The organism is Thermophagus xiamenensis (genome assembly GCF_900112795.1).
GTDB lineage: Bacteria > Bacteroidota > Bacteroidia > Bacteroidales > Marinilabiliaceae > Thermophagus > Thermophagus xiamenensis.
The window spans coordinates 159,381-183,599 of the sequence record NZ_FONA01000006.1 but is presented as its reverse complement, the minus strand read 5'-3'; the positions used below and the strand labels follow the sequence as shown (position 1 = coordinate 183,599).

At 38.9% G+C, this 24,219-nt stretch carries 21 protein-coding genes and 1 tRNA gene; 11 read left to right on the top strand and 11 right to left on the bottom strand.

Features of this window, described 5'->3' with window-relative positions; genetic code table 11:
• Positions 1–163 precede the first annotated feature (163 nt).
• From BM130_RS05220 to murI, 4 genes are all read left to right on the top strand, one after another.
• Complete coding sequence (locus BM130_RS05220; protein ID WP_010527348.1) at positions 164–688, top strand: OmpH/Skp family outer membrane protein; 525 nt, start codon at positions 164–166, stop codon at positions 686–688.
• Positions 689–722: 34 nt separating this feature from the next.
• Positions 723–1,238 carry an OmpH/Skp family outer membrane protein gene (locus BM130_RS05215; protein WP_010527349.1) on the top strand — a complete coding sequence of 172 codons (516 nt, stop codon included), beginning with the start codon at positions 723–725 and terminating at the stop codon, positions 1,236–1,238.
• Between the two features lie 77 nt (positions 1,239–1,315).
• The gene (locus tag BM130_RS05210) at positions 1,316–1,852 is read left to right on the top strand and encodes an OmpH/Skp family outer membrane protein (protein WP_010527350.1); all 537 of its coding nucleotides are present in this window, start codon (positions 1,316–1,318) and stop codon (positions 1,850–1,852) included.
• A gap of 481 nt (positions 1,853–2,333) precedes the next feature.
• A complete protein-coding gene (gene murI, locus BM130_RS05205; protein ID WP_010527351.1) occupies positions 2,334–3,176 on the top strand; it encodes a glutamate racemase in 843 nt (280 codons plus the stop codon).
• On the opposite strand, the gene BM130_RS05200 is transcribed toward murI, so the two are convergent.
• The gene (locus BM130_RS05200; RefSeq protein ID WP_010527352.1) at positions 3,173–3,688 is read right to left on the bottom strand and encodes a gamma carbonic anhydrase family protein; all 516 of its coding nucleotides are present in this window, start codon (positions 3,686–3,688) and stop codon (positions 3,173–3,175) included. The genes murI and BM130_RS05200 overlap by 4 nt on opposite strands.
• Before the next feature lie 281 nt (positions 3,689–3,969).
• Between BM130_RS05200 and BM130_RS05195 the strand changes: the two genes are divergently transcribed.
• Both BM130_RS05195 and BM130_RS05190 read left to right on the top strand, forming a co-directional pair.
• Positions 3,970–5,817 carry a 2-oxoacid:acceptor oxidoreductase subunit alpha gene (locus tag BM130_RS05195; protein WP_010527353.1) on the top strand — a complete coding sequence of 616 codons (1,848 nt, stop codon included), beginning with the start codon at positions 3,970–3,972 and terminating at the stop codon, positions 5,815–5,817.
• Between the two features lie 3 nt (positions 5,818–5,820).
• Positions 5,821–6,837 (top strand): 2-oxoacid:ferredoxin oxidoreductase subunit beta, encoded by a 1,017-nt coding sequence (locus BM130_RS05190; RefSeq protein WP_010527354.1) that lies wholly within the window; start codon positions 5,821–5,823, stop codon positions 6,835–6,837.
• Positions 6,838–6,992: 155 nt separating this feature from the next.
• On the opposite strand, the gene BM130_RS05185 is transcribed toward BM130_RS05190, so the two are convergent.
• Both BM130_RS05185 and BM130_RS05180 read right to left on the bottom strand, forming a co-directional pair.
• Complete coding sequence (locus BM130_RS05185) at positions 6,993–8,975, bottom strand: monovalent cation:proton antiporter family protein (RefSeq protein ID WP_074964293.1); 1,983 nt, start codon at positions 8,973–8,975, stop codon at positions 6,993–6,995.
• A 138-nt stretch (positions 8,976–9,113) separates the two neighbouring features.
• Positions 9,114–10,589: a catalase gene (locus BM130_RS05180; protein WP_010527356.1), complete on the bottom strand. Its 1,476-nt coding sequence runs from the start codon at positions 10,587–10,589 to the stop codon at positions 9,114–9,116.
• A gap of 352 nt (positions 10,590–10,941) precedes the next feature.
• Here BM130_RS05180 and BM130_RS05175 point away from each other — a divergent pair, with 352 nt between their 5' ends.
• Both BM130_RS05175 and BM130_RS05170 read left to right on the top strand, forming a co-directional pair.
• Positions 10,942–11,289: an encapsulin-associated ferritin-like protein gene (locus BM130_RS05175; protein ID WP_010527357.1), complete on the top strand. Its 348-nt coding sequence runs from the start codon at positions 10,942–10,944 to the stop codon at positions 11,287–11,289.
• Between the two features lie 11 nt (positions 11,290–11,300).
• Entirely contained in the window at positions 11,301–12,092 is a 792-nt protein-coding gene (locus tag BM130_RS05170; protein WP_010527358.1) for a family 1 encapsulin nanocompartment shell protein, read from the top strand.
• Between the two features lie 104 nt (positions 12,093–12,196).
• Here the strand turns inward: BM130_RS05170 and BM130_RS05165 are convergent, their stop codons facing one another.
• Together BM130_RS05165 and BM130_RS05160 are read right to left on the bottom strand one after the other, a co-directional pair.
• On the bottom strand, positions 12,197–12,922 hold the full coding sequence (locus BM130_RS05165) for a SagB/ThcOx family dehydrogenase (RefSeq protein ID WP_010527359.1): 726 nt from the start codon (positions 12,920–12,922) through the stop codon (positions 12,197–12,199).
• A gap of 145 nt (positions 12,923–13,067) precedes the next feature.
• Entirely contained in the window at positions 13,068–13,742 is a 675-nt protein-coding gene (locus BM130_RS05160; RefSeq protein ID WP_010527360.1) for a peroxiredoxin, read from the bottom strand.
• A 383-nt stretch (positions 13,743–14,125) separates the two neighbouring features.
• Here BM130_RS05160 and zupT point away from each other — a divergent pair, with 383 nt between their 5' ends.
• The 3 genes from zupT (at position 14,126) to BM130_RS05145 (ending at position 16,189) form a co-directional block, all read left to right on the top strand.
• Positions 14,126–14,941 carry a zinc transporter ZupT gene (zupT, locus tag BM130_RS05155; RefSeq protein ID WP_010527361.1) on the top strand — a complete coding sequence of 272 codons (816 nt, stop codon included), beginning with the start codon at positions 14,126–14,128 and terminating at the stop codon, positions 14,939–14,941.
• 5 nt (positions 14,942–14,946) lie between these two features.
• Positions 14,947–15,591, top strand: coding sequence for an endonuclease III (nth, locus tag BM130_RS05150; protein ID WP_010527362.1), 645 nt, complete (start codon positions 14,947–14,949; stop codon positions 15,589–15,591).
• 524 nt (positions 15,592–16,115) lie between these two features.
• Positions 16,116–16,189, top strand: a tRNA-Thr gene (locus BM130_RS05145).
• A gap of 278 nt (positions 16,190–16,467) precedes the next feature.
• Here BM130_RS05145 and BM130_RS05140 read toward each other — a convergent pair.
• The 6 genes from BM130_RS05140 to BM130_RS05115 form a co-directional block, all read right to left on the bottom strand.
• Positions 16,468–16,794, bottom strand: coding sequence for a YegP family protein (locus BM130_RS05140; protein WP_010527363.1), 327 nt, complete (start codon positions 16,792–16,794; stop codon positions 16,468–16,470).
• Positions 16,795–17,266: 472 nt separating this feature from the next.
• Positions 17,267–18,169 (bottom strand): nucleotidyltransferase family protein, encoded by a 903-nt coding sequence (locus BM130_RS05135; RefSeq protein ID WP_010527364.1) that lies wholly within the window; start codon positions 18,167–18,169, stop codon positions 17,267–17,269.
• 360 nt (positions 18,170–18,529) lie between these two features.
• The gene (locus tag BM130_RS05130; protein WP_010527365.1) at positions 18,530–18,970 is read right to left on the bottom strand and encodes a threonyl-tRNA synthetase editing domain-containing protein; all 441 of its coding nucleotides are present in this window, start codon (positions 18,968–18,970) and stop codon (positions 18,530–18,532) included.
• Positions 18,971–19,150: 180 nt separating this feature from the next.
• Positions 19,151–20,413, bottom strand: a complete 1,263-nt coding sequence (locus tag BM130_RS05125) for an adenylosuccinate synthase (RefSeq protein ID WP_010527366.1) — start codon at positions 20,411–20,413, stop codon at positions 19,151–19,153.
• A 769-nt stretch (positions 20,414–21,182) separates the two neighbouring features.
• Positions 21,183–21,656, bottom strand: coding sequence for a Fur family transcriptional regulator (locus BM130_RS05120; RefSeq protein WP_010527367.1), 474 nt, complete (start codon positions 21,654–21,656; stop codon positions 21,183–21,185).
• 147 nt (positions 21,657–21,803) lie between these two features.
• Complete coding sequence (locus tag BM130_RS05115; RefSeq protein WP_010527368.1) at positions 21,804–24,038, bottom strand: RelA/SpoT family protein; 2,235 nt, start codon at positions 24,036–24,038, stop codon at positions 21,804–21,806.
• Positions 24,039–24,219 lie beyond the last annotated feature (181 nt).

Genomic DNA, 24,219 nt, shown 5'->3' with positions numbered 1-24,219 from the left:
CTATCGACTAATCAAAAACTTTAAGTTTTAAGAGACCAATGAATTAACCTAATTTTATGATGATGAAACGAGCATGGCGGCTTTTGCCACAAAAGAACATGTATAAATTTTATTAAGCCATGCGAGTTCCATTCGACCAATGTGTTAAATAAATTATATACGAATGAAAAAAAATTATTTTCCATTAATATTAGCACTCACATTTATTTTGTGTGGTGCAAGCTTATCGGCTCAGCGATATGCTTTTGTAGATATGCAGTATATTATGTCCAACATCCCGGCATATGAGGCTGCCCAGGAGCAGCTCAATCAATTATCCCAGAAATGGGAAAAGGAGATAAAAGATATTTATGCCGAAGTAGAACAGTTGTATAAAAAGTATCAAAAAGAGAGCGTATTGCTTTCGCCTGAGATGAAAGCCCAACGCGAAGAAGAAATAATCCAGCTTGAAAATAATGCCAAGAAGTTGCAACGTCAATATTTTGGTCCTGATGGTGAAATGGCACAACGACAGCAAGCACTTTTTCAGCCTATACAAGAAAAAGTTGCAAACGCAATTCGTGAAATTGCTGAAAGAGATAATTTTGATGCAGTTTTTGATTTATCAGGAGGTGCTGCTGTTGTTTATGTAAATCCTCGTCAAAATATTAGTGATGATGTTTTAGAGCTTCTTGGATATTCTAAATAATTTTTAAATTAGAAGTAGAATAAAAAATACTGTTATGAAAAGAATTACCATTACCGCCTTGATAAGTTTTTTTATCTTTCTTTCGGCCGGTGTTTTTGCCCAGGAACTTAGATTTGGGCATGCCAATGTTCAGGAAATTATGCAATCTATGCCTGAATTTAAAGAAATGCAAAAAGCCATGGAGGCAGAATATAATAAGCTTGAAAATCAATTGGCCACCATGCAAGAAGAATATAAAAAAATGGAACAAGAGTACATCGAAAATAGTAAAAATTTGGGTGCTGAACAGCGTCAACAGAAAGAGCAACAACTGATGGAGACCAGTCAAAAAATACAATCTTTTTATCAGTCTACGCAACAAAAGCTCTCTCAAACTCAACAACAACTCCAGCAACCGGTTTTGGAAAAATTAAGAGATGCTATCCAACAAGTTGGAAAGGAAGGTGGATTTATTTATATATTTGCAGAAAATTCCGGAGCTACAGTTTATCAATCTGAACAAAGTGTGGATGTTACCCCACTGGTGAAAAAGAAGCTTGGCATTAATTAATCTAACAAACGCTGAATAATAACGGGATTATTTGTTAGTGTAAATTTCTTAAGACTAATAATTTAGATTTTTTTAATATGAGAGTTTTAAAAGTTTTTACTGTTATATTTATTCTTTTTTGGTCCGGTTCGTTATGCCCTTCCTTTGCACAAGAGTTGAAGTTTGGACACTTAAATGTGCAAAAGCTTATTGCAGAGTTGCCTGAAAAAATTAATGCTGATAAAGAATTGCAGCAAGAGGCTAAAAAATTGCAGGATCAGTTAGAGGTCATGACAAAGGAATTGGATGAAAAATATAAAAGTTATATGGCGCAGCGTGACTCTCTTTCTGATTTGATTCGGGCTACCAGAGAAAAAGAGATTCAGGATTATGATCAAAGGATACAAAACTTCAACAAATTGGCTCAACAATCTTTGAGTCAAAAAGAACAAAAATTATTACAGCCTATCATAGAAAAGGTACAAAAAGCAATTAATGCCGTTGGTGAGGAACAAGGATTAATTTATATTTTTGATACGGGTTCTAATGTTGTTTTATATAATTCACCGCAAAGTATAGATTGTGAGGATTTGGTAAAAGCAAAGTTGCAAGAAATGAGAGAGGCTGAGAAGTAATAGCTGTGATCATACTCTGAATTAATTTGTTTACTATCTATTCTTAGACAATAGTTTTTTAGAATAGTCAGTTAGAAATTACTGGATAAATAAGTTTAATAAAACGATTTTTCGGTCGTACTATCAACATGAACGTAAGTTCAAATAGCAGGGGGTTGATGGTACGACTTTTATTTTGTAAAATCAAAATAAGCCATTTTAAAGCAATAATTCTAATCTTTGGTTTTAATTATTTTTTTTATCCAATTATCCATTTGTTTCTATTTTTATTTCTGATTTGGGAGTGAAACGAAAGTGACTAAAAAAGTTTGTCTCAACAAGAAACTTTATATAAAAGTAAATGGCAGAAGTGCACAGGCAGAAGAAGTCAATAGTCATTAGTCAACAGTCATTAGTGCTAATGGACTAGTGACTAATGACTAACCACTAATAACTACTTTTAAGAAACAATATATCAATGAAGTAAGTAAAATTTATACGGATGAATATCTATGATAAAACTTTGGAAGGACCTATCGGTGTTTTCGATTCCGGTTATGGGGGGCTTACCATATTAAACGAATTTCGTAGAAATTTTCCTGAATACGATTTTCTTTATTTGGGTGATAATGCCCGTACACCTTATGGTACCCGTTCATTTGAGGTTGTATATAAGTATACGCTTCAATCAGTGTTAAAACTGTTTGAAATGGGTTCTCATTTAGTGATTTTAGCATGTAATACAGCCTCGGCTAAGGCCTTAAGAACAATTCAGCAACGAGACCTTCCTAAATTTGATCCTTCAAGGAGGGTACTCGGTGTAGTTAGGCCTAGTGCAGAACAAATCATACATTATACTCAAAATAAGCATATAGGGGTTGTTGGTACTCCGGGCACCATTCAATCATTGTCCTATGTTATGGAAATTCGAAAATTTCTTCCCGATGCCATAGTATCTCAACAGGCTTGCCCTATGTGGGTTCCTTTGGTCGAAAATAATGAAATTGATACTGAAGGGGCAGCCTTTTTTGTTAAACGTGATTTGGGATTATTGTTCTCAAAAGACAAAGATATTGATGCACTCATTCTTGGATGTACACATTATCCTTTATTGCTTCCTTTAATTAAGAAAAATGTTCCTGCGCATGTAAGAATTCTTTCACAAGGGTCGGTTGTTGCTAAGAGTCTTAAGGATTATCTTTATCGACATCCGGAGATCAATCGAAGATGTACAAAAAATGGGACTTGTCGTTTTTTTACAACGGAAAGCCCCGAGAAGTTTGATGAAGCATCCAGTATTTTTCTGGATTTTCCTGTTAAATCAGAACGGATATTCTTTGATTAATCTTTATACCATCCTGCATACATGAGGTAGTTATTGGCAATTTTATTAATCATTTCTTGCGTTTGTTCCGGTTCAATGTCTTTTACTTTTTTTGCGGGTACACCTGCATATATACTGTTTGGTTCTATTTTAGTCCCACTTAAAACCAATGAATTGGCCGCAACAATTGAATTGGAACCCACAACCGCATGGTCCAAGACTGTAGCACCAATCCCAATTAAAACATTGTCTTCTATTTTAGCACCATGAATGGTCACGTTGTGTCCAATTGAGACGTTATTACCTATTTCAATTGTCGATTTTTGGTACAATGTGTGTAAAACCGACCCATCTTGGATATTGACTTTATTTCCTATACGAATACTGTTCACATCGCCTCGCAACACTGCATTAAACCAAATGCTGCAATCATCCCCCATTTCGACATCTCCTATTATTGTTGCATTGTCAGCTAAAAATACATTTTTTCCAATTTTTGGGGTAAACCCTCTTACTGATTTAATTAATGCCATGATTTTTCTTTTTTTTAAAGTTATAAGATTAAACAAATACCCAAATTGAACCATTAAATTATCAATGGATAACCGCTTCAGAGTGCAAATATAAACTAACTGTTGCAAAGCACATTTTGAATCCCCCAAATGTGATATTTGTCACATTTCTCTTGTTTCTTACTCTCTAACTTTACATTTAATTAATATTAGAATTAACCCCGGAGCCGGTAAAAGGTTCTGGCGTTTTTTTTATTTATCAACTAAATTTTGAAGATCAACAATCTATAATAAGCAAAATTATGGCTAAAAAATCAAAAGTTATTGAAAAGGAAGAAGTGGTCGTCAGATTTTCAGGTGATTCAGGAGATGGAATGCAGTTGACAGGGTCGCTCTTTTCCTTTTCGTCGGCCATCTACGGAAACGACATTTCCACGTTTCCCGACTTCCCTGCAGAAATACGGGCACCACAAGGTACAATAAGCGGTGTTTCCGGCTTTCAGGTCCATTTTGGACACAGCGAAGTGTATACCCCGGGAGATAAGGCAGATGTGTTGGTAGCTATGAATCCGGCTGCATTAAAGGCTAACCTGGAGTGGCTTAAACCCGGTGCTACCATTATTCTGGATGTGGATAGCTTTGATGATAAAAATCTTGCTAGAGCAGGATACAAATCGAATGATCCTATAGAAGAGGACAACCTTGGAAGCTATAATATTATTAAAGCTCCAATTACCACGATGACGAGGGAGAGCCTGAAGGACATGGGATTGGACAATAAGTCCATACTTCGTAGTAAAAATATGTATGCTTTAGGTTTGGTATTTTGGCTTTTCCACCGTCCCATTAAGGATGCGGAGCATCTTATTCGGGAAAAATTTGCCAAGAAGGAGAAAATTGCCGAAGCCAATGTTCGTGTGTTGGAAGCAGGATATAACTACGGAGTAATTATTCAGGCTGTTACACCTTCTTATCACATTTCTCCGGCAGAGATTAAACCGGGCATATATCGTAATCTGAACGGAAACAGAGCGATAGCTTGGGGCTTTTTACTTGCTGCTCAAAAAAGCGGTCTCGAACTCTTTTTAGGCTCTTATCCCATTACTCCTGCTACCGAAATATTACAGGAATTGTCCGCAAGGAAAGATTTAGGAGTTAAGGTTTTTCAGGCCGAAGACGAAATTGCGGCAATATCCACCGCCATTGGTGCCAGTTTTGCCGGAAATCTTGGGATTACCTCCACTTCCGGACCCGGACTGGCTCTGAAGGGAGAAGCATTGGGACTGGCCGTAATGGCTGAACTACCTTTGGTCGTTGTGGATGTTCAACGAGGAGGGCCCAGTACAGGACTTCCAACCAAAACTGAACAGGCTGACTTAAATCAGGCACTTTACGGGCGTAATGGGGAGAGTCCGCTGGTGGTGATGGCTGCCAGTTCTCCCGTTAATTGCTTTGATTATGCCTTTTATGCGGCAAAGATTGCAATCGAGCATATGACACCTGTAATTTTGCTGTCGGACGGATTTTTGGCTAATGGAACACAACCCTGGCGGATACCGGATGAAGACCAATTCCCGGATATTAATCCTCCGTATGTGAATAACCCTGCCAATCAGTGGAATGTTTATGAGCGCGATCCTGAACGACTTAACAGATACTGGGCTATCCCCGGTACTCCCGGCTATCAGCATCGAATTGGAGGTCTGGAAAAAGACTACCTCACCGGTGAAGTTTCTTACGATCATCATAATCATTTCAAAATGGTGAAAATGAGACAGGAAAAAATCGACAGAGTAGCCGATTTTATTCCTCCTTTAGAAGTGCATGGCGACCAAGACGCCGAGCTTCTTATTGTTGGATGGGGCGGCACCTTTGGTCATTTGTTAACCGCCCTCGAAGAATTGCAGAAAGAAGGTAAAAAGGTTGCTTTGGCACATTTCAATTACATAAATCCATTGCCCAAAAACAGTTATGATGTTCTAAAACGTTTTCGCAAAATTGTGGTATGTGAACTTAATATGGGCCAATTTGCCAATTACCTTCGAAGTAAATTTCCCGATGTTTTGCTTCGTCAATACAATAAAGTGGAAGGTTTGCCTTTTACTGTTGGTGAACTGAAAAATCATTTTGAAAAAATTTTAGAAGAATAAGCTATGTCTGATAATAAAAAACTCGCTTTTCTGGAATATAAAAGCGACCAAAATGTTCGGTGGTGTCCCGGTTGTGGAGATCATGCCATCTTGAATTCTCTGCAAAAAACCATGGCCGAGCTCAAGATACCCAACGATCAAATTGCCGTTATTTCCGGTATTGGATGTTCCTCCAGGTTACCCTATTATATGAGTACTTACGGGTTTCACACCATTCATGGCCGCGCATCGGCTATTGCCTCCGGGGTGAAACTGGCCAATCCTAAACTTAGCGTATGGCAAATTACGGGTGACGGCGATGCTTTGGCTATTGGAGGTAATCACTTCATACATGTTATCCGTAGGAATATTGATATTAATATCATTCTTTTTAACAATCAAATTTATGGTTTGACAAAAGGGCAATATTCGCCCACCTCAAAGCGCGGGTTCATTTCCAAAACTTCTCCTTTTGGAACCATTGAGTATCCCTTTCGCCCGGGTGAATTGACCATCGGTGCCAGAGGCTATTTCTTTGCCCGTACCATCGATAAGGAAATCAAACTTTCGGTTGAGGTAATGAAAGCCGCATCAAAACACAAAGGAACCTCCATCGTTGAAGTGCTGCAGAACTGTGTAATATATAATGATAATACGCACCGGGAAATAACCGATAAAAAGTTTAAGGATGACAGAACTATTGTTTTGGAACATGGGAAGCCTATGATTTTCGGGAAAAACCGCAATAAGGGCCTTGTGTTGGATGGTACACGCCTGAAAGTTGTCACCATTGGAGAAGGAGGAATTACAGAAAACGATATCCTGGTTCATGATGCACATTGCGAAGATCCCACAATTCATCTTAAACTTGCGGACATGGAATATCCTGAATTCCCGGTGGCATTGGGTGTTATCCGAGATGCCGAGGCTCCGGTCTACGATCAATGTTTTATAGAGCAAATGGACAAAATAAAAAAAGAATCAAAAATCAAATCGTTTAGAGATTTGGTTACTTCAGGCGATGTCTGGGAAGTGAAATAGATAAACTGTTTTGAGATACAGATAACCATTTTCTGTACTTATAGAAAGGGAATCCGTGACGAGCCGGTTGATCTTTTTGCCTATAAAATGAATTTATTTTCACCGCATAAAGAATAATGGGAAAAGGTCAATCAGTTGTGTTTTTCGGGTTCCCTTTATCCTTTTTGTTTTCCGAAGAGGTTAACAGCATGCGCAATTTGTTCTTGTCGCCCCAAAACATAAACGATATCATTTTTATATAGCGAGGTGTTTGGGCCGGGATGATCGATTAGCTCTTCGGCTCTTTTAATGGCTACCACCGTTACACCAAAGGTACTCCTGAAAGCCAGTTGAGCCAGGGAATGACCGGCAACAGGGGATTCTTCCTCTACTTTCAAAGCCGATATCTCCAAATTGGGAAGATGACTCAGAATCGATTTCCTCCAGCGTTTTTTCCCATCTCGTACCAAACCGTAATTATTTTTACGAATATTTCCAATGATTACTTCGATCTGATCATGAGGCATCAGAAATTTATTGAGTACCCGTTCAAACATTTCTATAGCGGTTTCGAACTCTTCAGGTATTACCTGCGTTGCACCCAATTTATATAAGTCTTCTGCATCATCAATTTGCCGGGTTCGGACGATAATGGAGGCATGTTTGTTTAAGAGCCTCACTTTCTCGGTTACCGACATGGCCGTTACTACATCACCGATAGAAACCACAATTACCGATGCTGTTTTAATGTGTGCTTTCTCTAATATTGGTGTGTTTTGGGCATCTCCGTAAATGACAGTCTCTCCCTTTTTCTGACGGGCTTTCACAATGGCCGGATCAAATACTATAGAGATGTAAGGAATTTTTAAGTGTCGGGCCATGATTGACATACTTAACACCCGAGGGTCTTTTCCTATCAAAACCAGGTGGTTTTTTAGTGTCGGAACTTCCATTTGTCTGAGAGGAAAGAGGCCTTCAACGATTTTTGGCGGAAGGGGTAGTTTTATCACCGCATTTGACAAGGGCTTGGATACCATAATCAGAAAGGGGGAGATTGACATGGTGATGACCGCCACCGCCAAAAATAACTGATAATAGTAATCAGATATAAGATGATAATTTTGCCCCATTTTTACCAAAATAAAGGAAAACTCCCCAACCTGTGCCAACGAAAGTCCTACCAGAATAACTCCCCGAATGGTATGTCCCAACATAAATGCTGTCCCACTGGCGATTATGATTTTTATTACAACAACCATTATTACCGTCAGAAGAACGGTGTACAGGTTGTCCATGACAAACTGAAGATCCAGCAACATCCCTATTGAAACGAAAAAAAATGAGGTGAAGGTATCTTTAAAGGGAATGATGTGACTGAATGCCTGATGGCTATATTCCGATTCAGAGATCATTAATCCTGCCAGAAATGCCCCAAAAGCCAGAGACATACCCAATTCGGCCGTTAAAAAAGCTACAGATAAACAAATCAGCAGAATACTCATCAAAAATAATTCCTGGTTCTTGGTCATGGCTATGGCATGAAGCAGTCTGTTCATAAACCATTTGTTCCCGAAGAGTACGAATAGTAGGATGACCGCCGATTTAAGTCCCATCATTAAAATCTCTCTGAAAATGTTCCCCGACTCTCCTCCGATGATTGGAGTGAACAGCAACAGAGGTACCAGGATTAAATCCTGAAAGATGAGAATACCCATGACCGTACGACCGTAATTGGACGTTATTTCCGACCGGTCCTGAAGAATCTTTAGAACCACAGCCGTACTGCTTAGTGCTGTTAGAAAACCTACAAAAAAAGAACCTTTCAGGTCCAAATCGTATGCACGGGCCACACCCATGACAATAAGAGTGGTTAAGGAAAACTGAAGAAATCCTCCCCAAAAAACAAGAACCCGGATTTTTATCAGATGTTTTAACGAGAATTCCAGACCAATGGTGAAAAGCAATAATACGATGCCAATTTCAGCCAAAACATCGATGTTTTCAATATTGGTGATAACTCCGCCCAAATGAGGACCCGCCAATACACCGGTGATAAGATAACCAACTATAGTAGGAACTTTAATCTTGGTGAAGATATAGTTGACAATCGTTGAGAGAGCAAAGATGATAAGGATATCCTTGAGTATCGAAAATTCCATTGATTACATGTTGGTTTTGGTAAATCGGAACAAACCTTCCGTTTCAATAGACAAAGATACTCTATTTGGGATAAATTTTTGAAAATACAGGCCATTTGCTAATAAATTAACAATGGCCTGTATAGGTGTTGTAGGAGGTTAAATTTTGTCAACGTCGAATGGGGAATTCAATCCTTTGGCTACGCCAATGGCCAGTTCCCGGTCGGCTTTGGCAAAGTGTCCCAGTTGGCGGGAAATTATTTCATCTCGTTTGGGGCCATCAATTTGTTGCATGGCATCAACGATGTTGGCAACAGTGTTTTTCCGCTCCTGATCAGTCATTACTTTTCTAAAAAGGAGGCCGGGTTGGGTATAATGGTCATCATCGTTTTCATTACGATCATAAGTGTCAGCCAGGTTTGACTCGACATTAAAGGAGGGAATTTTGTATTTTTTATCCGGTTCAATATCATCGAAACTATTGGGATAATAGTTTGGCGCACTTCCATGATTTCCATTTACAGTCATAAAGCCATCGCGTTGATAATTATGTGCCGGACAAATGGGACGGTTTACCGGAATTTGTTCGTAATTAACTCCCAGTCGGTAACGATGGGCATCCGGATAAGATAACAATCTGCCTTGCAACATTTTGTCAGGTGATACATCCAACCCGTCTATCAAATTGGAAGGGTTGAAGGCTGCTTGTTCAACATCGGCAAAGTAATTGGCAGGAATTTCGTTTAATTCCAGAATGCCCACATCGATCAGAGGGTATTCACTATGAGGCCATACTTTGGTCAGATCAAAAGGATTCCATCGGAAATGCTTAGCTTGTTCTTCCGTCATGACCTGTATTTTTAATGCCCATTGGGGATAATCGCCTTTTTCAATGGCGTTCAGAAGATCCCGCTGTGAATAATCCGGATCTTTTCCTTTTAACTCTTCTGCCTGTTGTGCCGTCAGGTTATGAATTCCTTGCAACGTTTTAAAGTGGTATTTTACCCATACCCTTTCATTTTTATCATTGATCATTGAAAAGGTGTGGCTTCCGTATCCGTTCATTTTTCTATATCCGTCAGGTGTCCCCCTGTCACTGAAGAGAATGAGAACCTGATGCAAACTTTCCGGATTTAAGCTCCAGAAATCCCAGCGCATAGTTTGACTGATAAGGTTGGTTTTGGGATCGCGCTTCTGGGTGTGGATGAAGTCGGCAAATTTCTTCGGATCTTTGATAAAGAAAACAGGAGTGTTGTTTCCAACCAAATCCCAGTTACCCTCTTCTGTATAAAATTTGACAGCGAAACCACGCGGATCTCTTTCTGTATCGGCACTTCCTCTTTCTCCTCCCACGGTCGAGAATCTCGCAAATACACGGCATTTATTGCCGGGTTTACTGAATAATTTGGCCTTGGTATATCTTGTGATGTCGTGAGTTACTCTGAAGGTCCCGAATGCTCCGGACCCCTTGGCATGCACAACCCTTTCGGGAATTCGTTCCCGGTTAAAGTGAGCCATCTGCTCATGAAGATAGTAATCCTGTAAAAGAATCGGACCTTTGGGGCCGACAGTCATGCTGTCCTGTTTCTCAAAATAGGGGCGCCCCGATGCGGTGGTAAGTTTCTTTTTTGCCATAATTTATTATGTTTTGAAAATTGCAATTTGAAAGTTATGGCCTTTTCTATTTAAAATCAATGTAAATAAATGGGTGTTATTTCAATAAAAAGAAAGAGAATATTGGTCAATTTAGAAGTTTTGGATGTTTTGTTGAGACTCGTACTAACTTCTTTTTCAGTAGTATAAAATTTATCTTATTAATTAGTCTGATGGAACTCGCATAACCGTAAGTTTATACATTCTCTTTTGTTACAATCTTACATTGTCATGCTCGTTTCGTCCTTTAATAATTCTTATTTATAGTCAATTTGTTTATATTTGGAAGTCTTATGAGTAAAAATCAAACTTTAACATAATAAAAGTATTAGCTATGTCAAACTATCATGAACCAGCAGAGGAATTGTCACAGGAAGCACGTAATTTTTCCAGGGCTTTAAATAGCCTTAAAGAAGAGATCGAAGCTGTTGACTGGTATCATCAACGGGTAGATCTTACCGAAGATGAATCGCTCAGGAAAATTATGGCTCACAATCGTGACGAAGAGATTGAACATGCCTGTATGACCATTGAATGGCTTCGTCGTAATATGCCGGGTTGGGATGAGGAATTGCGTAATTATCTTTTTACCGAGGGGGATATTACTGAACTGGAAGAAGGAGAGAATAACTCAACCGATTCTTCGGCACATTCACTGGGAATTGGAAAAATTAAAAAATAGGAGAAAATATTATGGATATTTTAAGGAAATCGATGGCTCCCATCTGCGATAAGGCTTGGGAGGAAATCAACAACACGGCAGTAGATCTCTTTTCTTCAGTGTTGTCTGCCCGTAAGTTTGTTGACGTTAATGGCCCCAAAGGGCTGGATTTTGCTGCACTCCCGCTGGGACGTATTAAGGTGCCGGAAGGACAGAACGGAGAGGTACATTACGGCATTCAGCAGGTTCTTCCTCTTATCGAAACAAGGGTTCCTTTTGAGTTAAATATCTGGGAACTCGATAATGTAGCACGTGGTGCGAAACATATTGATCTCGAAAATTTGGAGCAGGCTGCCCGTAAGTTGGCACGTTTTGAAGAAAATGCCATCTACAAAGGCTTTAAAGAAGCCGGTATTCAAGGACTGTTGGATGCTTCGGATTACGACCCTATGACTTTGCCCGAGGCAGATGAAGAATTTCTTCAAACCATTTCGGAGGCGGTGGCCAAATTTAAGAATGCTTCCGTTCAGGGGCCTTATTCGTTGGTGATGAATATGGATTTGTGGCAACGTTTTAGTGCCTCAGGTAAAAGTTATCCATTGTACAAGAGAGTAGAAAACCTGTTGGGGGGAGCCGTTATAGCAGCACCCTTTATTGAAGGAGCATTTTTAGTCTCAGAAAGAGGTGGTGATTTTGAACTGGCCATTGGGGAAGATATCTCCATAGGTTATGAATCGCACAACAACAAAACAGTACAGCTCTATTTTACCGAATCATTTACTTTTCGTGTGATAGACCCCGCGGCCGTGATACCTTTTAAGTAGAAAAAAGAGAATAAAGGCAAACCTTTTTCTTTCTGGAAATAAGAAATTAAACCGGAAATATGATTCCTCGAAGGGAAAATATTTCCGGTTTTTTGTTCTTGGTGTTATTTCTCGTATCCAATAGTATGTCCCAATATCACCTTGTGCAAGGGAGAAAGTTCCAGTGCTTTTTCCAGTGCCGTTTTGTCGATGGAACCCCGTACAACACAGACCAGCCCTTCCGAAACAGAGGCAAGATAAGTGTTTTGTGCAATGAAACCGGTGTTGGCATACGAGGTCATCAATATTTCTGGTGTGATGTCTTCGGGCTTATTAACACCTGCTTTTTTCATGTTGGCCACATAGATAAAGTTGACCGGAGCCTTGGCTACAAAGGCCTGCCTGCCACAATAGGAGCGCAAATCTCCTTTTTTGATTAAATCTAAACGATGTTCCCTGGCATTATAATAGTATGCCCCATCTTTCAACACTACATATAGCTCTATTTCTTGTTTGTTCATGGAGGAGGGAGCAGTACGCTTTCCGTCTTCCGGACGGTTAAAGCCCCATGCGGCCCAGCACAGGTTGGAAAGTTGCTGAAGGGTTACCTCCTTAGAACTAAAGTTGCGACTGCTATGTCGTTGGTTGAGGGCCTGCATCAATGGCATACCTCCCTTTTTGTCGGGAGCAGGCAGTTCGATGGAAGTCTGGGCTTTTGCTCCAAAGAAGGTGGAGACAAATATCAACATAAAGGTTGCGAACATCCCGGAGAATCGGTCATGAACATCTTTACTTTTTTGAGAATGGTTGTTGAAAAAGAGACTCTTAAGATTTAAGTTTCTACGTTTCATGGCGTTCTTTTTTGGGGTTTTTGTGTCTTTTTATCTATCCAAAGATAAAAAGTATGACGGAGAAACCGATAAAAAGAAACCGGGACCTTTAAAAAGCCCCGGTTTTTTTCAAATGGATATTAATATGGTGTCATGATTTATCGACTCAAACTTTAAGCTCTTTCTTTGATAAGTAAAAGTCGATGCGTTCAATGCCTGTTTCTTTGTTTCTGGCATCCATTTCCTCCAGTGTTTTGGGCGGAGGAACAATCACTTTCTCGCCCGGTTTCCAGTCGAGAGGCAGTGCTACTTTATATTTATCGGATACTTGTAATGCTTTAAGAGCTCTCAGTATTTCATCCATGTTACGGCCTACATTTAGTGGGTAATACATGATGAGTCGTATTTTCTTCGCCGGGTCGATGAAAAATACCGCTCTCACGGCTGCTGTTTCCGATTCGTTGGGCTGAAGCATGCCGTAAAGTTTGGCTACCTTCATGTCCAAATCGGCAATGATGGGGAAGTCAAAGTAAACACCGGTCTTTTCTTTAACATTTGCTACCCATCCCAAATGGGCATGGATGCTGTCGATACTCAGACCCAGAAGTTCTGCATTCAACGCTTCAAATTCTTTTTTGCGTAAAGCAAAGCCACTCATCTCAGTGGTACATACCGGAGTGAAATCGGCAGGGTGGGAAAACATAACCACCCATTTGTCTTTGGCAAATTCAGAAAATTTTATCGGGCCTTTTGTAGTTGAAGCAGTGAAATCAGGGGCCTGATCACCAATGCGGGGCATTGGGTAAACTTCTTGTTGTTGTAATTGTTCTTGATTGTTCATGATATATTAGTTTTTATGGTTTTTTGAATAATTATAAAACAAATTTAAATGGTTGAGGTGTTAAAGTCAAATCGATAATTTTAATAACTAATAGATGATGTTTATAAATAGATTTTTGTCCCAGACAGAGCGCAATGTTTAACGTGGTCTTTTGTCACACTGGGGAATATCATAGAGGAGGTTATTGCTTAATTTTTGTAGTTTTGTTCAACCTGTATGGTCGCAGGTGTTTTTTATGGCGAGTAGTGCCTTGTGCAGCAATATTAAATCACTTTTATAAAGATTATAGAGAGAAGGTGCACGGGATGGATGGCTGGTGCACCCGAAGGCATACTTCCGTCGATGATAAGAAACAAAAACTATTATATTTTAGAGTGTAAATTATGGAAGAAAACAACATTCTTTTGGCCTTTGGACTGACATTATTTGCGGGTTTGTCCACCGGGATAGGGAGTGGAATGGCCTTTTTTGCCAAAAGGACCAATACTCGTTTTTTGTCGGTGAGCCTTGGTTTTTCTGCAGGGGTGATGATTTATGTTTCGTTTGTTGAAATTTTTGCCAAAGCACAGGAATCCTTAACAGGTTTTATGGGTATAGAAAAAGGTACCTGGGTGACGGTGCTTTCTTTTTTTGGTGGAATTGTCCTTATTGCCCTAATCGACCGTTTCATTCCTAAGGCTGAAAACCCGCACGAGGTGGAGTTGGTGGAACACATGACCGAGCTGGAAAGAAAGCGTCATACCGATAAGCGGCTCATGCGCATGGGGGGCTTTACTGCCTTAGCCATAGCCATTCACAATTTTCCTGAAGGGTTGGCCACTTTTACAGCTGCCATGAATGATCCCAATTTGGGGATTGCCATTGCCGTTGCCATAGCTATTCACAATATTCCGGAAGGAATAGCCGTGTCGGTACCTGTTTTTTATGCCACCGGGAATAAACGAAAAGCTTTTGTCTTAAGCTTCTTGTCCGGTTTGGCCGAACCAATAGGTGCGTTGCTCGGTTATCTGATTTTAATGCCTATCATGAGTCCGTTGATTTTTGGGATATTGTTTGCCGGGGTGGCCGGAATCATGGTGTTTATCAGCATTGATGAATTGCTTCCTGCAGCCAGGGAATATGGCGAACATCACTTGTCGGTCTATGGCCTCATTGCGGGAATGGCGGTCATGGCCGTTAGTCTGTTAATGTTTATTTAATTTTTATGACTCGTAAAGAAAGATTTAAAAACATTATAGCATGGTTTCAGGAAAATATGCCTGTAGCCGAAACCGAACTTCACTATTCCAATCCTTTCGAGCTTTTAGTGGCTGTTATTTTATCGGCTCAGTGTACCGATAAGAGGGTAAACATGATTACGCCCAAGGTTTTTGAAAGATGGCCTACGCAGAATGAGTTGGCCGAAGCAGCACCGGAGGAAGTTTTTGAAGTTATCAAAAGTTGCAGCTATCCCAATAATAAGAGTAAACATTTGGTGGGAATGGCTAAAATGCTCAGAGATGAGTTTAACGGCGTGGTACCGGATGACGTGAAGGAGCTGCAAAAGCTTCCCGGCGTAGGGCGTAAAACGGCCAATGTTATTGCTTCAGTGGTTTACCAAAAGCCGGCTCTTGCCGTGGATACTCATGTTTTTCGGGTGTCTGCCCGCCTCGGGTTGACGGTCAATGCCAAAACACCGCTTGAAACCGAAAAACAGCTTGTGAAATATCTTCCTCAGGATTTGATTCCCATAGCTCATCATTGGCTGATTTTGCACGGACGATACGTTTGCCTGGCACGCAAACCCAAATGTCGACAATGCGGACTTAAAGAATGGTGTAAATATTATGGAAAAATGGAAAAAGAGTAAATCTGTCTAAATATAATTCCGAAATAAAATGGCTTTTTTGTGCCCAAGGAGGTTACTAACTTAAATAAACCGTACGAATAAATCGGTCAGGGGTTGTTAATCAAGCGAGAAAGCATCACATCGGAGCATGCGATTGAGTCGCATCGGAGCATGTGATTGAATCACATCGAAGCATGTGATTGAATCACATCGAAGCATGTGATTGCGTCGCATCGGAGCATGTGATTGAGTCGCATCGGAGCATGTGATTGAGTCGCATCGGAGCATGTGATTGAGTCACATCGAAGCATGTGATTGAATCACATCGAAGCATGAGGTTTTCTTGTAGTTAATTTGACGGATTTATCAGTCAGGAATGAGACCCAAAAGAAGTTATCCTTTCTGATTTGAGCGTCTCTTATTCTTATGAAAATAAATAAATTATTAACCGGGTACACCTTGTGAAATCTTAATTCAAATTTTATCTTCAAAAATATCGAGAAAAAGATTAAATTTGCACCGCATTTTTACAAGAGAGTAAAATTGCCGATGTAGCTCAGTTGGTTAGAGCGGTTGTTTCGTAAACAACAGGTCGGCGGTTCAACTCCGCCCATCGGCTCCCGCTGAAAACCAGTAAAATCAAAGGCTCTGAAGGATTTCAGGGCCTTTTTTGTTTTTCTGTAAAACCGATTCTTTAATTTTTCTTCACTCAAGGTAGCTTTATTTTGTTGACACAGGCATAGAATGAAAAATGTCTTTTCAGGGGGTATTGAAGGCTTGGAGTTTAAAAAATAAATGGAGTTTGATTATAAGGAAGAAATTGGTAGTAATAATAAAATCACGAATAAAGAATATCCGTGATTTTTGATTTAAAAGGCAATGATTTCAATGTTTAAATTAAAATCCTATGACCATTGCTTCAGGTCCGTTTTTTTTGACCGACCGAATTCCGTTTTCCATAGCACTGTTGGATGAATAAAATTCACTTTTACCAATGATTTGGCCATTAGTTGCTTTAAGAACAAAATAAGGCTTTTGATTATTGGTTACTTTCCTTTCATACCTTGCGTCGATATTGGAATTCTCTTTTACTGAGTTTATTCCATTCTGACAGCCTGCTTTAGAAGTGTAAGTTTCACTTGTTAGAATAATCTCACCATTGTCCGCTTTTAAGTTGAACATTAATTGTCCGTTTTTGGCTGTTGATACTACATATTTACCCATAACATTATAAGTTTTGTTTATAAACGAAACAATTTAAGGGTAAAAAGCTGGAATGTCAATGTTTTAGCAGGTTATTTGTGCCTTTCATTTTTTATGTGGAAAACGTATTAGTTGGTTTTAGCAGGGAATCATCCATATATGTGGAAGAAATATTTTCTTGGATAGTTCAGAACATATGTTTCAATTGCACCTATACATCTTTGCTATGGCCTTTAGTGGGAATTGAATGGGGTATGCAAGGATTTAATAATCTGTAATAAATAGGGAAATATGAAGGTGTCTAAAACCAAAACACACTTTGTATATATGGGAAAGTAATTTCCGGTAATATTTTTGATTTCAAAGTGTTTTTATGTTTTTGATGTTTCTCGCTGATAGAATGGATAATTTAGACACCTTCATGAAACCGAATATTATAACACATGTTTTTTATACTGCCTGCGGGTCAGAGTGAAGAGCCGGTAGCAGCATTTTAAATATCCCAAAGGTTTTGTGGATATACTTTTTGATATATCAATTGTTGAAGGCTGTTTTGAACCTTGGGTTTATCTTCTTTATAAGTAATTCCAAACCATTGGGCATTGGTGTTGATTACTTTTGTGGTTGCTTGTCCGGATTTAATTACTTCGTCGGCACAAGTGTTGAAGTAATATTCTGATTTTAATTCATGGCCTTTTTGTGCCATAAACTTCTCAAAACCGTTTTGCAAGTGCTCGAAAAATGAAGGCTTGAAAATCCAAAAATTCATGGATACGGGTTCATCACCGGAAAGCTGTGTTTTTTGGTCGCCTTCATAATAGTATATGTTTCCGTTTTCTTTTCCGATTTTTGTGCGTTCTGTAATGTTTGTCAGATACCCGTTGTTGTCGGTGTCGCAAACGCCTCTGGATACGGTTCCGAAGTCAGAAAGCGTATTTTTCAACGCATAACCAAGCATGGCATATTGGTTTTCGCCGGGATTATTTTTTATGAAATCAACGGCAGAGGTGTAAGCTTCACGGCCATAAAAATCATCTGCGTTGATGATGGCAAACGGTTCATGAATGACATCTTTTGCCATCAACATGGCATGACCGGTACCCCAGGGTTTTTCACGTCCTTCAGGAACGCTAAACCCTTCCGGAAGATTGCCTAATTCTTGAAATACATATTCGGTTTTAATTTTTCCTTTGAGCCGACTTTCAAATCGTTCTTTAAAAGGTTTTTCGAAAGAGGATCGGATAACAAAAACTACTTTTCCGAATCCGGCACGTATGGCGTCATAAACCGAGTAATCGATAATAGACTCTCCGCCGGGGCCCAGTTCGTCCATTTGTTTTAGTCCTCCATATCGGCTTCCCATTCCTGCGGCTAAAATTAATAGTGTTGGTTTCATAAGTAATAATCTTAGTCTTTTGTTATTTGATATTGCTGGATTTGTGATTTTGGGATAGAGGTGTGACCCTCTTTTTTTATGCAGTAAATTTATTTTATATTTAACAGATATTCAATAGTTTAATTTATCAATTCCTCAGGTTAAAATTAGATGTATGAAACGAGCATGGCGGCTTTTTACCACAAAAGGACATGTATAAATTTGACTAAGCCATGCGAGTTCCATCCGGCCAATAACTTAGATAAATTTTATACGGATGAAACGAGCATGGCGGCTGTTGCCACAAAAGGACTTGTATAATTATTAAGCCATGTGAGTTCCATTCGGCCAATGAGTTAAATAAATTATATACGAATGAAATTATAAATCACCCCATACTCTTGCCATTGAAAATCCGGGCGCTTCCATGTTAATATCCAGGAAAAAACCAAATGGGGTTATCGAAGCTTCATAATCGCCGTTTTGAAGTCTGGTACAGGCAGCTTTCAATAAATCGGCAGTAAATTTTAAAGAGGCTTTTGATGAGGATAAATGAGCAAACGAATGAAGAAGAATAGAGTGGGTATTGTTTTTCCTTGCTACCCATTTTAAATGGTTGGCAAGCTTTTTTTCCCGACTTTTTACCCCTTTTTCTTCGTCTTCTTTCTCGACCTGAATAAAGGCTGTTATACAATTGCTATATTCACCTTGATGATTTATCTCTTTTATGTCAGGATAAAATATGTTCAGTTCTTCGTTACTCAGGTTTTGTTCTGCCGTTTTATAAGCAAACTTTTTGGTATAGAAAACGAGAACCTTCATTAGTATTAAGTTTATCTAAATTATTTATCAGACAGAACTTGAAATTTGTTTTTAGTGATTAGTCAAAAGTCATTAAAGTAACCAATACTAACGACTGATCACTAATCACTAAAAACTTATCCTGCCTTCGCCTTTGTATACATGTTCTTTTTGTGACAAACTTTTCCGGTCAGGCTAGATTTAATCAATATGGATGGTTTGTTCTCTATCCGGACCAACAGAAACTATAGAAACAGGCACTTCTAAATGGTCTTCAATAAAGCTAATGTAATTTTTAAGCTCTGATGGGAAATCTTTTTGCGACTTAATGGCAGTTAGATCGCAATTCCACCCGGGTAATTCTTCGTAAACGGGTTCTAAATTTTCAGGTAATTCAAAAGGAAAGGTATTAGTAATCTTTTCCCCAATTTTGTATGCGGTAGCGACTTTGATGGTTTTAAAGCAGCTAAGCACATCGCTTTTCATCATGATAAGGCGGGTGACTCCATTAATCATTACACTATATTTGAGGGCCACCAAGTCCAGCCATCCACAGCGACGCGGTCTTCCGGTTGTGCTGCCAAATTCATGGCCGTTCTGCCGCATCAATTCTCCGTCCCGGTCAAAAAGTTCAGTGGGGAAGGGGCCGGCTCCCACCCGCGTACAATAGGCTTTAAAAATACCATAAACTTCACCGATGGAACGAGGAGGAACCCCAAGGCCAATGCAGGCACCTGCGCATATTGTGTTTGAAGAAGTAACAAACGGATAAGACCCAAAGTCTATATCCAGAAGGGTTCCCTGCGCACCCTCAGCCAATATTGACTTTCCGTTTTTGATATAATTGTTTATTTCATATTCGCTGTCTATTAAAGTAAATTGTTTCAGGGTTTCGATACCCTCTTTTAAACCCCTCTCATATTCCTCAAGGTTATACTCGAAGCCATACATATGAATCATTTTAATATGCTTTTCTTTGAGGGATTCATATTTTCGGTCGAAGTCAGATAAAATATCGCCAACACGGATGCCGTTTCGTCCGGTCTTGTCCATATAAGTAGGGCCAATGCCTTTGAGTGTTGAGCCAATTTTGGTTTTTCCTTTAGATGCTTCTGACGCAGCATCCAGAATTCGGTGGGTTGGTAATATCAAATGTGCTTTTTTGGAAATGAAAAGTTTTTGGGTTAAATCAATTCCTTGCTCTTTTAAGGCATCGATTTCTTTTTTGAAAATGATGGGATCCAAAACAACTCCATTTCCGATGATATTGACCTTGTTTCCCTGAAATATCCCGGAAGGAATGTTATGAAGAATAAATTTTTTGCCATCAAATTCAAGCGTATGACCGGCATTGGGTCCACCTTGAAAGCGAGTAATAACGTCATATTTGGGAGTCAGTACATCTACCACTTTGCCTTTCCCTTCATCTCCCCATTGTAATCCTAAAAGTACATCAACTTTCATCCGTATAAATTTTATTTAAATTATTGGCTGGATGGAACTCGCATGGCTTAACAAATATTATACATGCTCTTTTGCGGCAGCAAGCCGCCATGCTCGTTTCATTCGTATAAAATTTACTTATATAATTAGTTTAAAGTCTATTATGGCCAACCCACACCCCTTAATCCCCTAAAGGGGAAATTTCCCAACCCGCTATCATAAAATCGATAAATTTCACTTCTGCCTTCTGCCTGTGCACTTCTGCCTTAAAGTTTTATACATGTTCTTATTGCGACAAGCTTTCCTGGTCATGCTCGTTTCATCCGTATAAATTTTACTTACTTTATTGATATATTGTTTCTTAAAAGTGGTCATTTGTGTTTAGTCATTAGTCACTAGTCCATTAGCACAAATGACTGTTGACTTATGATTATAAACTCCTTCTGCCTTTGTATTAAAGTTGCCTGAAAGCCGTAACATTCGGGCAATAAAAATCGGAAGGTCAACGGTTGCGGTTGACTTTCCGATGCGTAAAAATAATTAAATTAAACGGTAAAACCTGAATTAATTTAAACTAATTGATTAGACATCGAAATTAAAGAAATATTGCAAATTCGTAGCTATAGCCAAAACTTGAACCTGCAAATAGCATTAAACGAGATAATAATTTATTTGGAATACTTTCTAAAGCAGACAATCCCAAAATACATATTGGATGCTGTTTTTTGAAAACTTTCCGAAGTAATATGTGTCCTCAAAAATATTATAGCAAAAAATATTGGATATAAAGTTACTGTTTGTCCTGATCTTTATTTAATTTTTTCTGACAATCATTGCACAGACCATAGATATAAAGTGAATGTTGAGAAACGGAAAATGAAAGATTTTTGGAAGCATTATTGAGAACAATTTGAATGCTTGGATCGCAAAATTCCATCACCTTTCCGCAATTAGTACAAATCAAATGGTCATGCTGCTTTGATTCAAAAGCTTTTTCAAATTGAGCTATGTTTTTGCCAAATTGATGCTTAATAACCAGCTTACAATTTAACAATAAGTCAATTGTATTATATAATGTTGCCCTACTTACCCGGTAGTTTTTATTTTTCATGGATATGTAAAGCGACTCTATATCGAAATGGCCGTCGTGGGAATAAATCTCATCCAATATTGCATATCTTTCGGGGGTTTTTCGGTGCCCATTTTGACGCAAATATTCGGTAAAAATTTGCCGGACCGTTTCTTTATTTGAAGGTTTATTCATAACCTAAGCCTATAAATATATTACAAAATGAACCATTTATACGCAAAGATAAAAATTTTATTTAGAATAAAACCAAATTAATAAGGCTATCTCCCTGAGAAAATATTACGAAATGAGGGCGGTAAAGCAGTCGGCCAACATGTGAAATCACCAATTGGTATGAATTCTTTCCTGACGGGTAACATTATACACTCCTTTTATTTTCATTAGATTATAAATCAGGTTGTTTAAGTCTTCTGTGTTGTAAATGTATAAATAAATTGTTCCTTCAAAGATGCCATCATGACTTTCAACATGGATGGATCTCATATTAACTGTTTGATCTTCGGAAATGACTTTGGTGATTTTGCTTACTATTCCAATTTGATCGATGCCAGATAAATTAATTATGGCAAGGAACGAAAGAATTTTATGAGATTCCCACTGTGCAGAGACAATACGATTACCCTGGCTGGACATGAGACGAATGGCTACAGGACATTTTCGGCTGTGAAGAATAAGTTTATCATTTTCGTCGAGGTACCCTACCACATCATCGCCGGGGATAGGATTGCAACAGGGGGCTATGGTATATTCTTCTTTTTCCATATCATCAGATACTACCATTTGTGTTTTTTTGCCGTCTTTCCCGACTATTTTTTTCCTTGTTAAGTTTTTATCCTTGTTTTTGCCAAAAGAAAGTCGCCAGTAGCGTACCCATTTGTTAGCTGTTTTGTCACTTAATATTTTGTGCAGATTATCGAGTTTTATAGTTCCTTTGCCAATCCTAAAGTAGAGTTCTTCCTTCCCTGCCAAATTGTAGTAATTTAAAAGCTTTTTTAGAATTTTGGCGTTAATGGTCAATTTTTTTTCATTAAGTGCTTCTTCAAGTTTTTTCTCCCCTTTTTGGATAATTACTTTTCGTTCTTTTTTAAAAGCGTCTTTGATTCTTGTTTTGGCTTTGGCTGTTGTTACAAAGTTTATCCATTCATATTTGGGGGTTTGCTTTTCGGATGTAAGAATTTCAACCTGGTCTCCGCTTTTCAGTTCATAGCTAAGGGGTACTAGTTTGTAATTTACTTTTGCGCCTATGCATTTGTACCCAAGGTCAGTATGTATTTCAAAAGCTAGATCGAGGGCAGTTGCTCCTTTGGGCATGACCTTGACTTCCCCTTTGGGGGTGAAAATCATGATTTCCTGACTAAAGAGGTTTAATTTGAAGTCGTCAAGAAATTCCAACGAGTCCGATTCCGGGTTGTTTAATACTTCCCTGATTCTCTGCAGCCAATTGTCCAGTTCCGACTCTTTATCGTTTGTCCCCTTGTATTTCCAGTGAGCAGCAAAGCCTTTTTCGGCAATTTCGTCCATGCGCTCGGTCCTGATTTGTATTTCAATCCATTTCCCTTCTGGTCCCATAACGGTGGCATGGAGAGCTTCATAACCATTAGCTTTAGGTGTACTTACCCAGTCGCGTAGTCTGTCGGGTTTTGGTTTATAAATGTCGGTTATCAAAGAATAGATAGTCCAGCATTGCGCTTTTTCAGGTATTTCGGGTTTGGGTTTAAAAACGATCCGTATAGCCAATAAATCGTAAACTTCTTCAAAGGGAATTTGTTTTTTTTGCATTTTCTGCCAAATCGAGTATATCGATTTGGGTCGCCCTTTTATGTCGAATTCGTAACCCTCATTTGAAAGTCTTTCAATAATAGGAAGAGAAAATTGAGTTATCAGACTTTTGGTTCGGACTTGGTAATCTTCAAGTTTTGCAGATATTTCCTGGAAAATTTTGGGGTGTTCATATTTGAAGGCAAGATCTTCCAGTTCTGATTTAATAGAATATAATCCTAATCGATGTGCCAGAGGTGCATAGAGGTAAAGGGTTTCACCCGCAATTTTTAATCTTTTGTGCTCCGGCATTGAGTCGAGCGTCCGCATATTGTGGAGTCGATCGGCCAATTTAATCAGTATCACCCGAATGTCCTCCACCATTGTCAGCAATAGTTTTCGGAAGTTTTCAGCCTGTTTCGACCGGGTTTGGTCTACAACACCTTCCAGTTTGGTCAGTCCGTCAACTATTCCGGCTACTTTCTCGCCAAATATACTTTCAATGTCATCAATGGTGTACTCGCTATCTTCAACCACATCATGAAGAAGTGCTGCCGCAACTCCTTTTGATCCAAGTCCAATTTCTTCGGCTACAATACGTGCTACCGATAATGGATGAAAAATATAGAGTTCGCCCGATTTTCTCCTTACACCTTTGTGTGCTTCGTTTGCCAGATCAAATGCTTTTTGAACGAGCTTAAGCCCTTCAGCTGTCCTACAACGCGGACAAACTTTTAATAGCTCCTCGAATTGCTTTTTTATCTGCTGTTCTTCTGATATGTGAACCGTTTCATTCATAGTTTGACTATCTCCCCGATGGACTAAATTAGTTAATAAAATGGGAATTGAATCATTTTTGAATCGAGTTTTTTTAGATCGGGCTAAAGCCAGGGTGTTGTATTACAACAAAATCCTATATATTAGGTTCTTTTTATTGTTTGAAATTTGCTTAACCGGTTGGCAATGTATAATTTATATG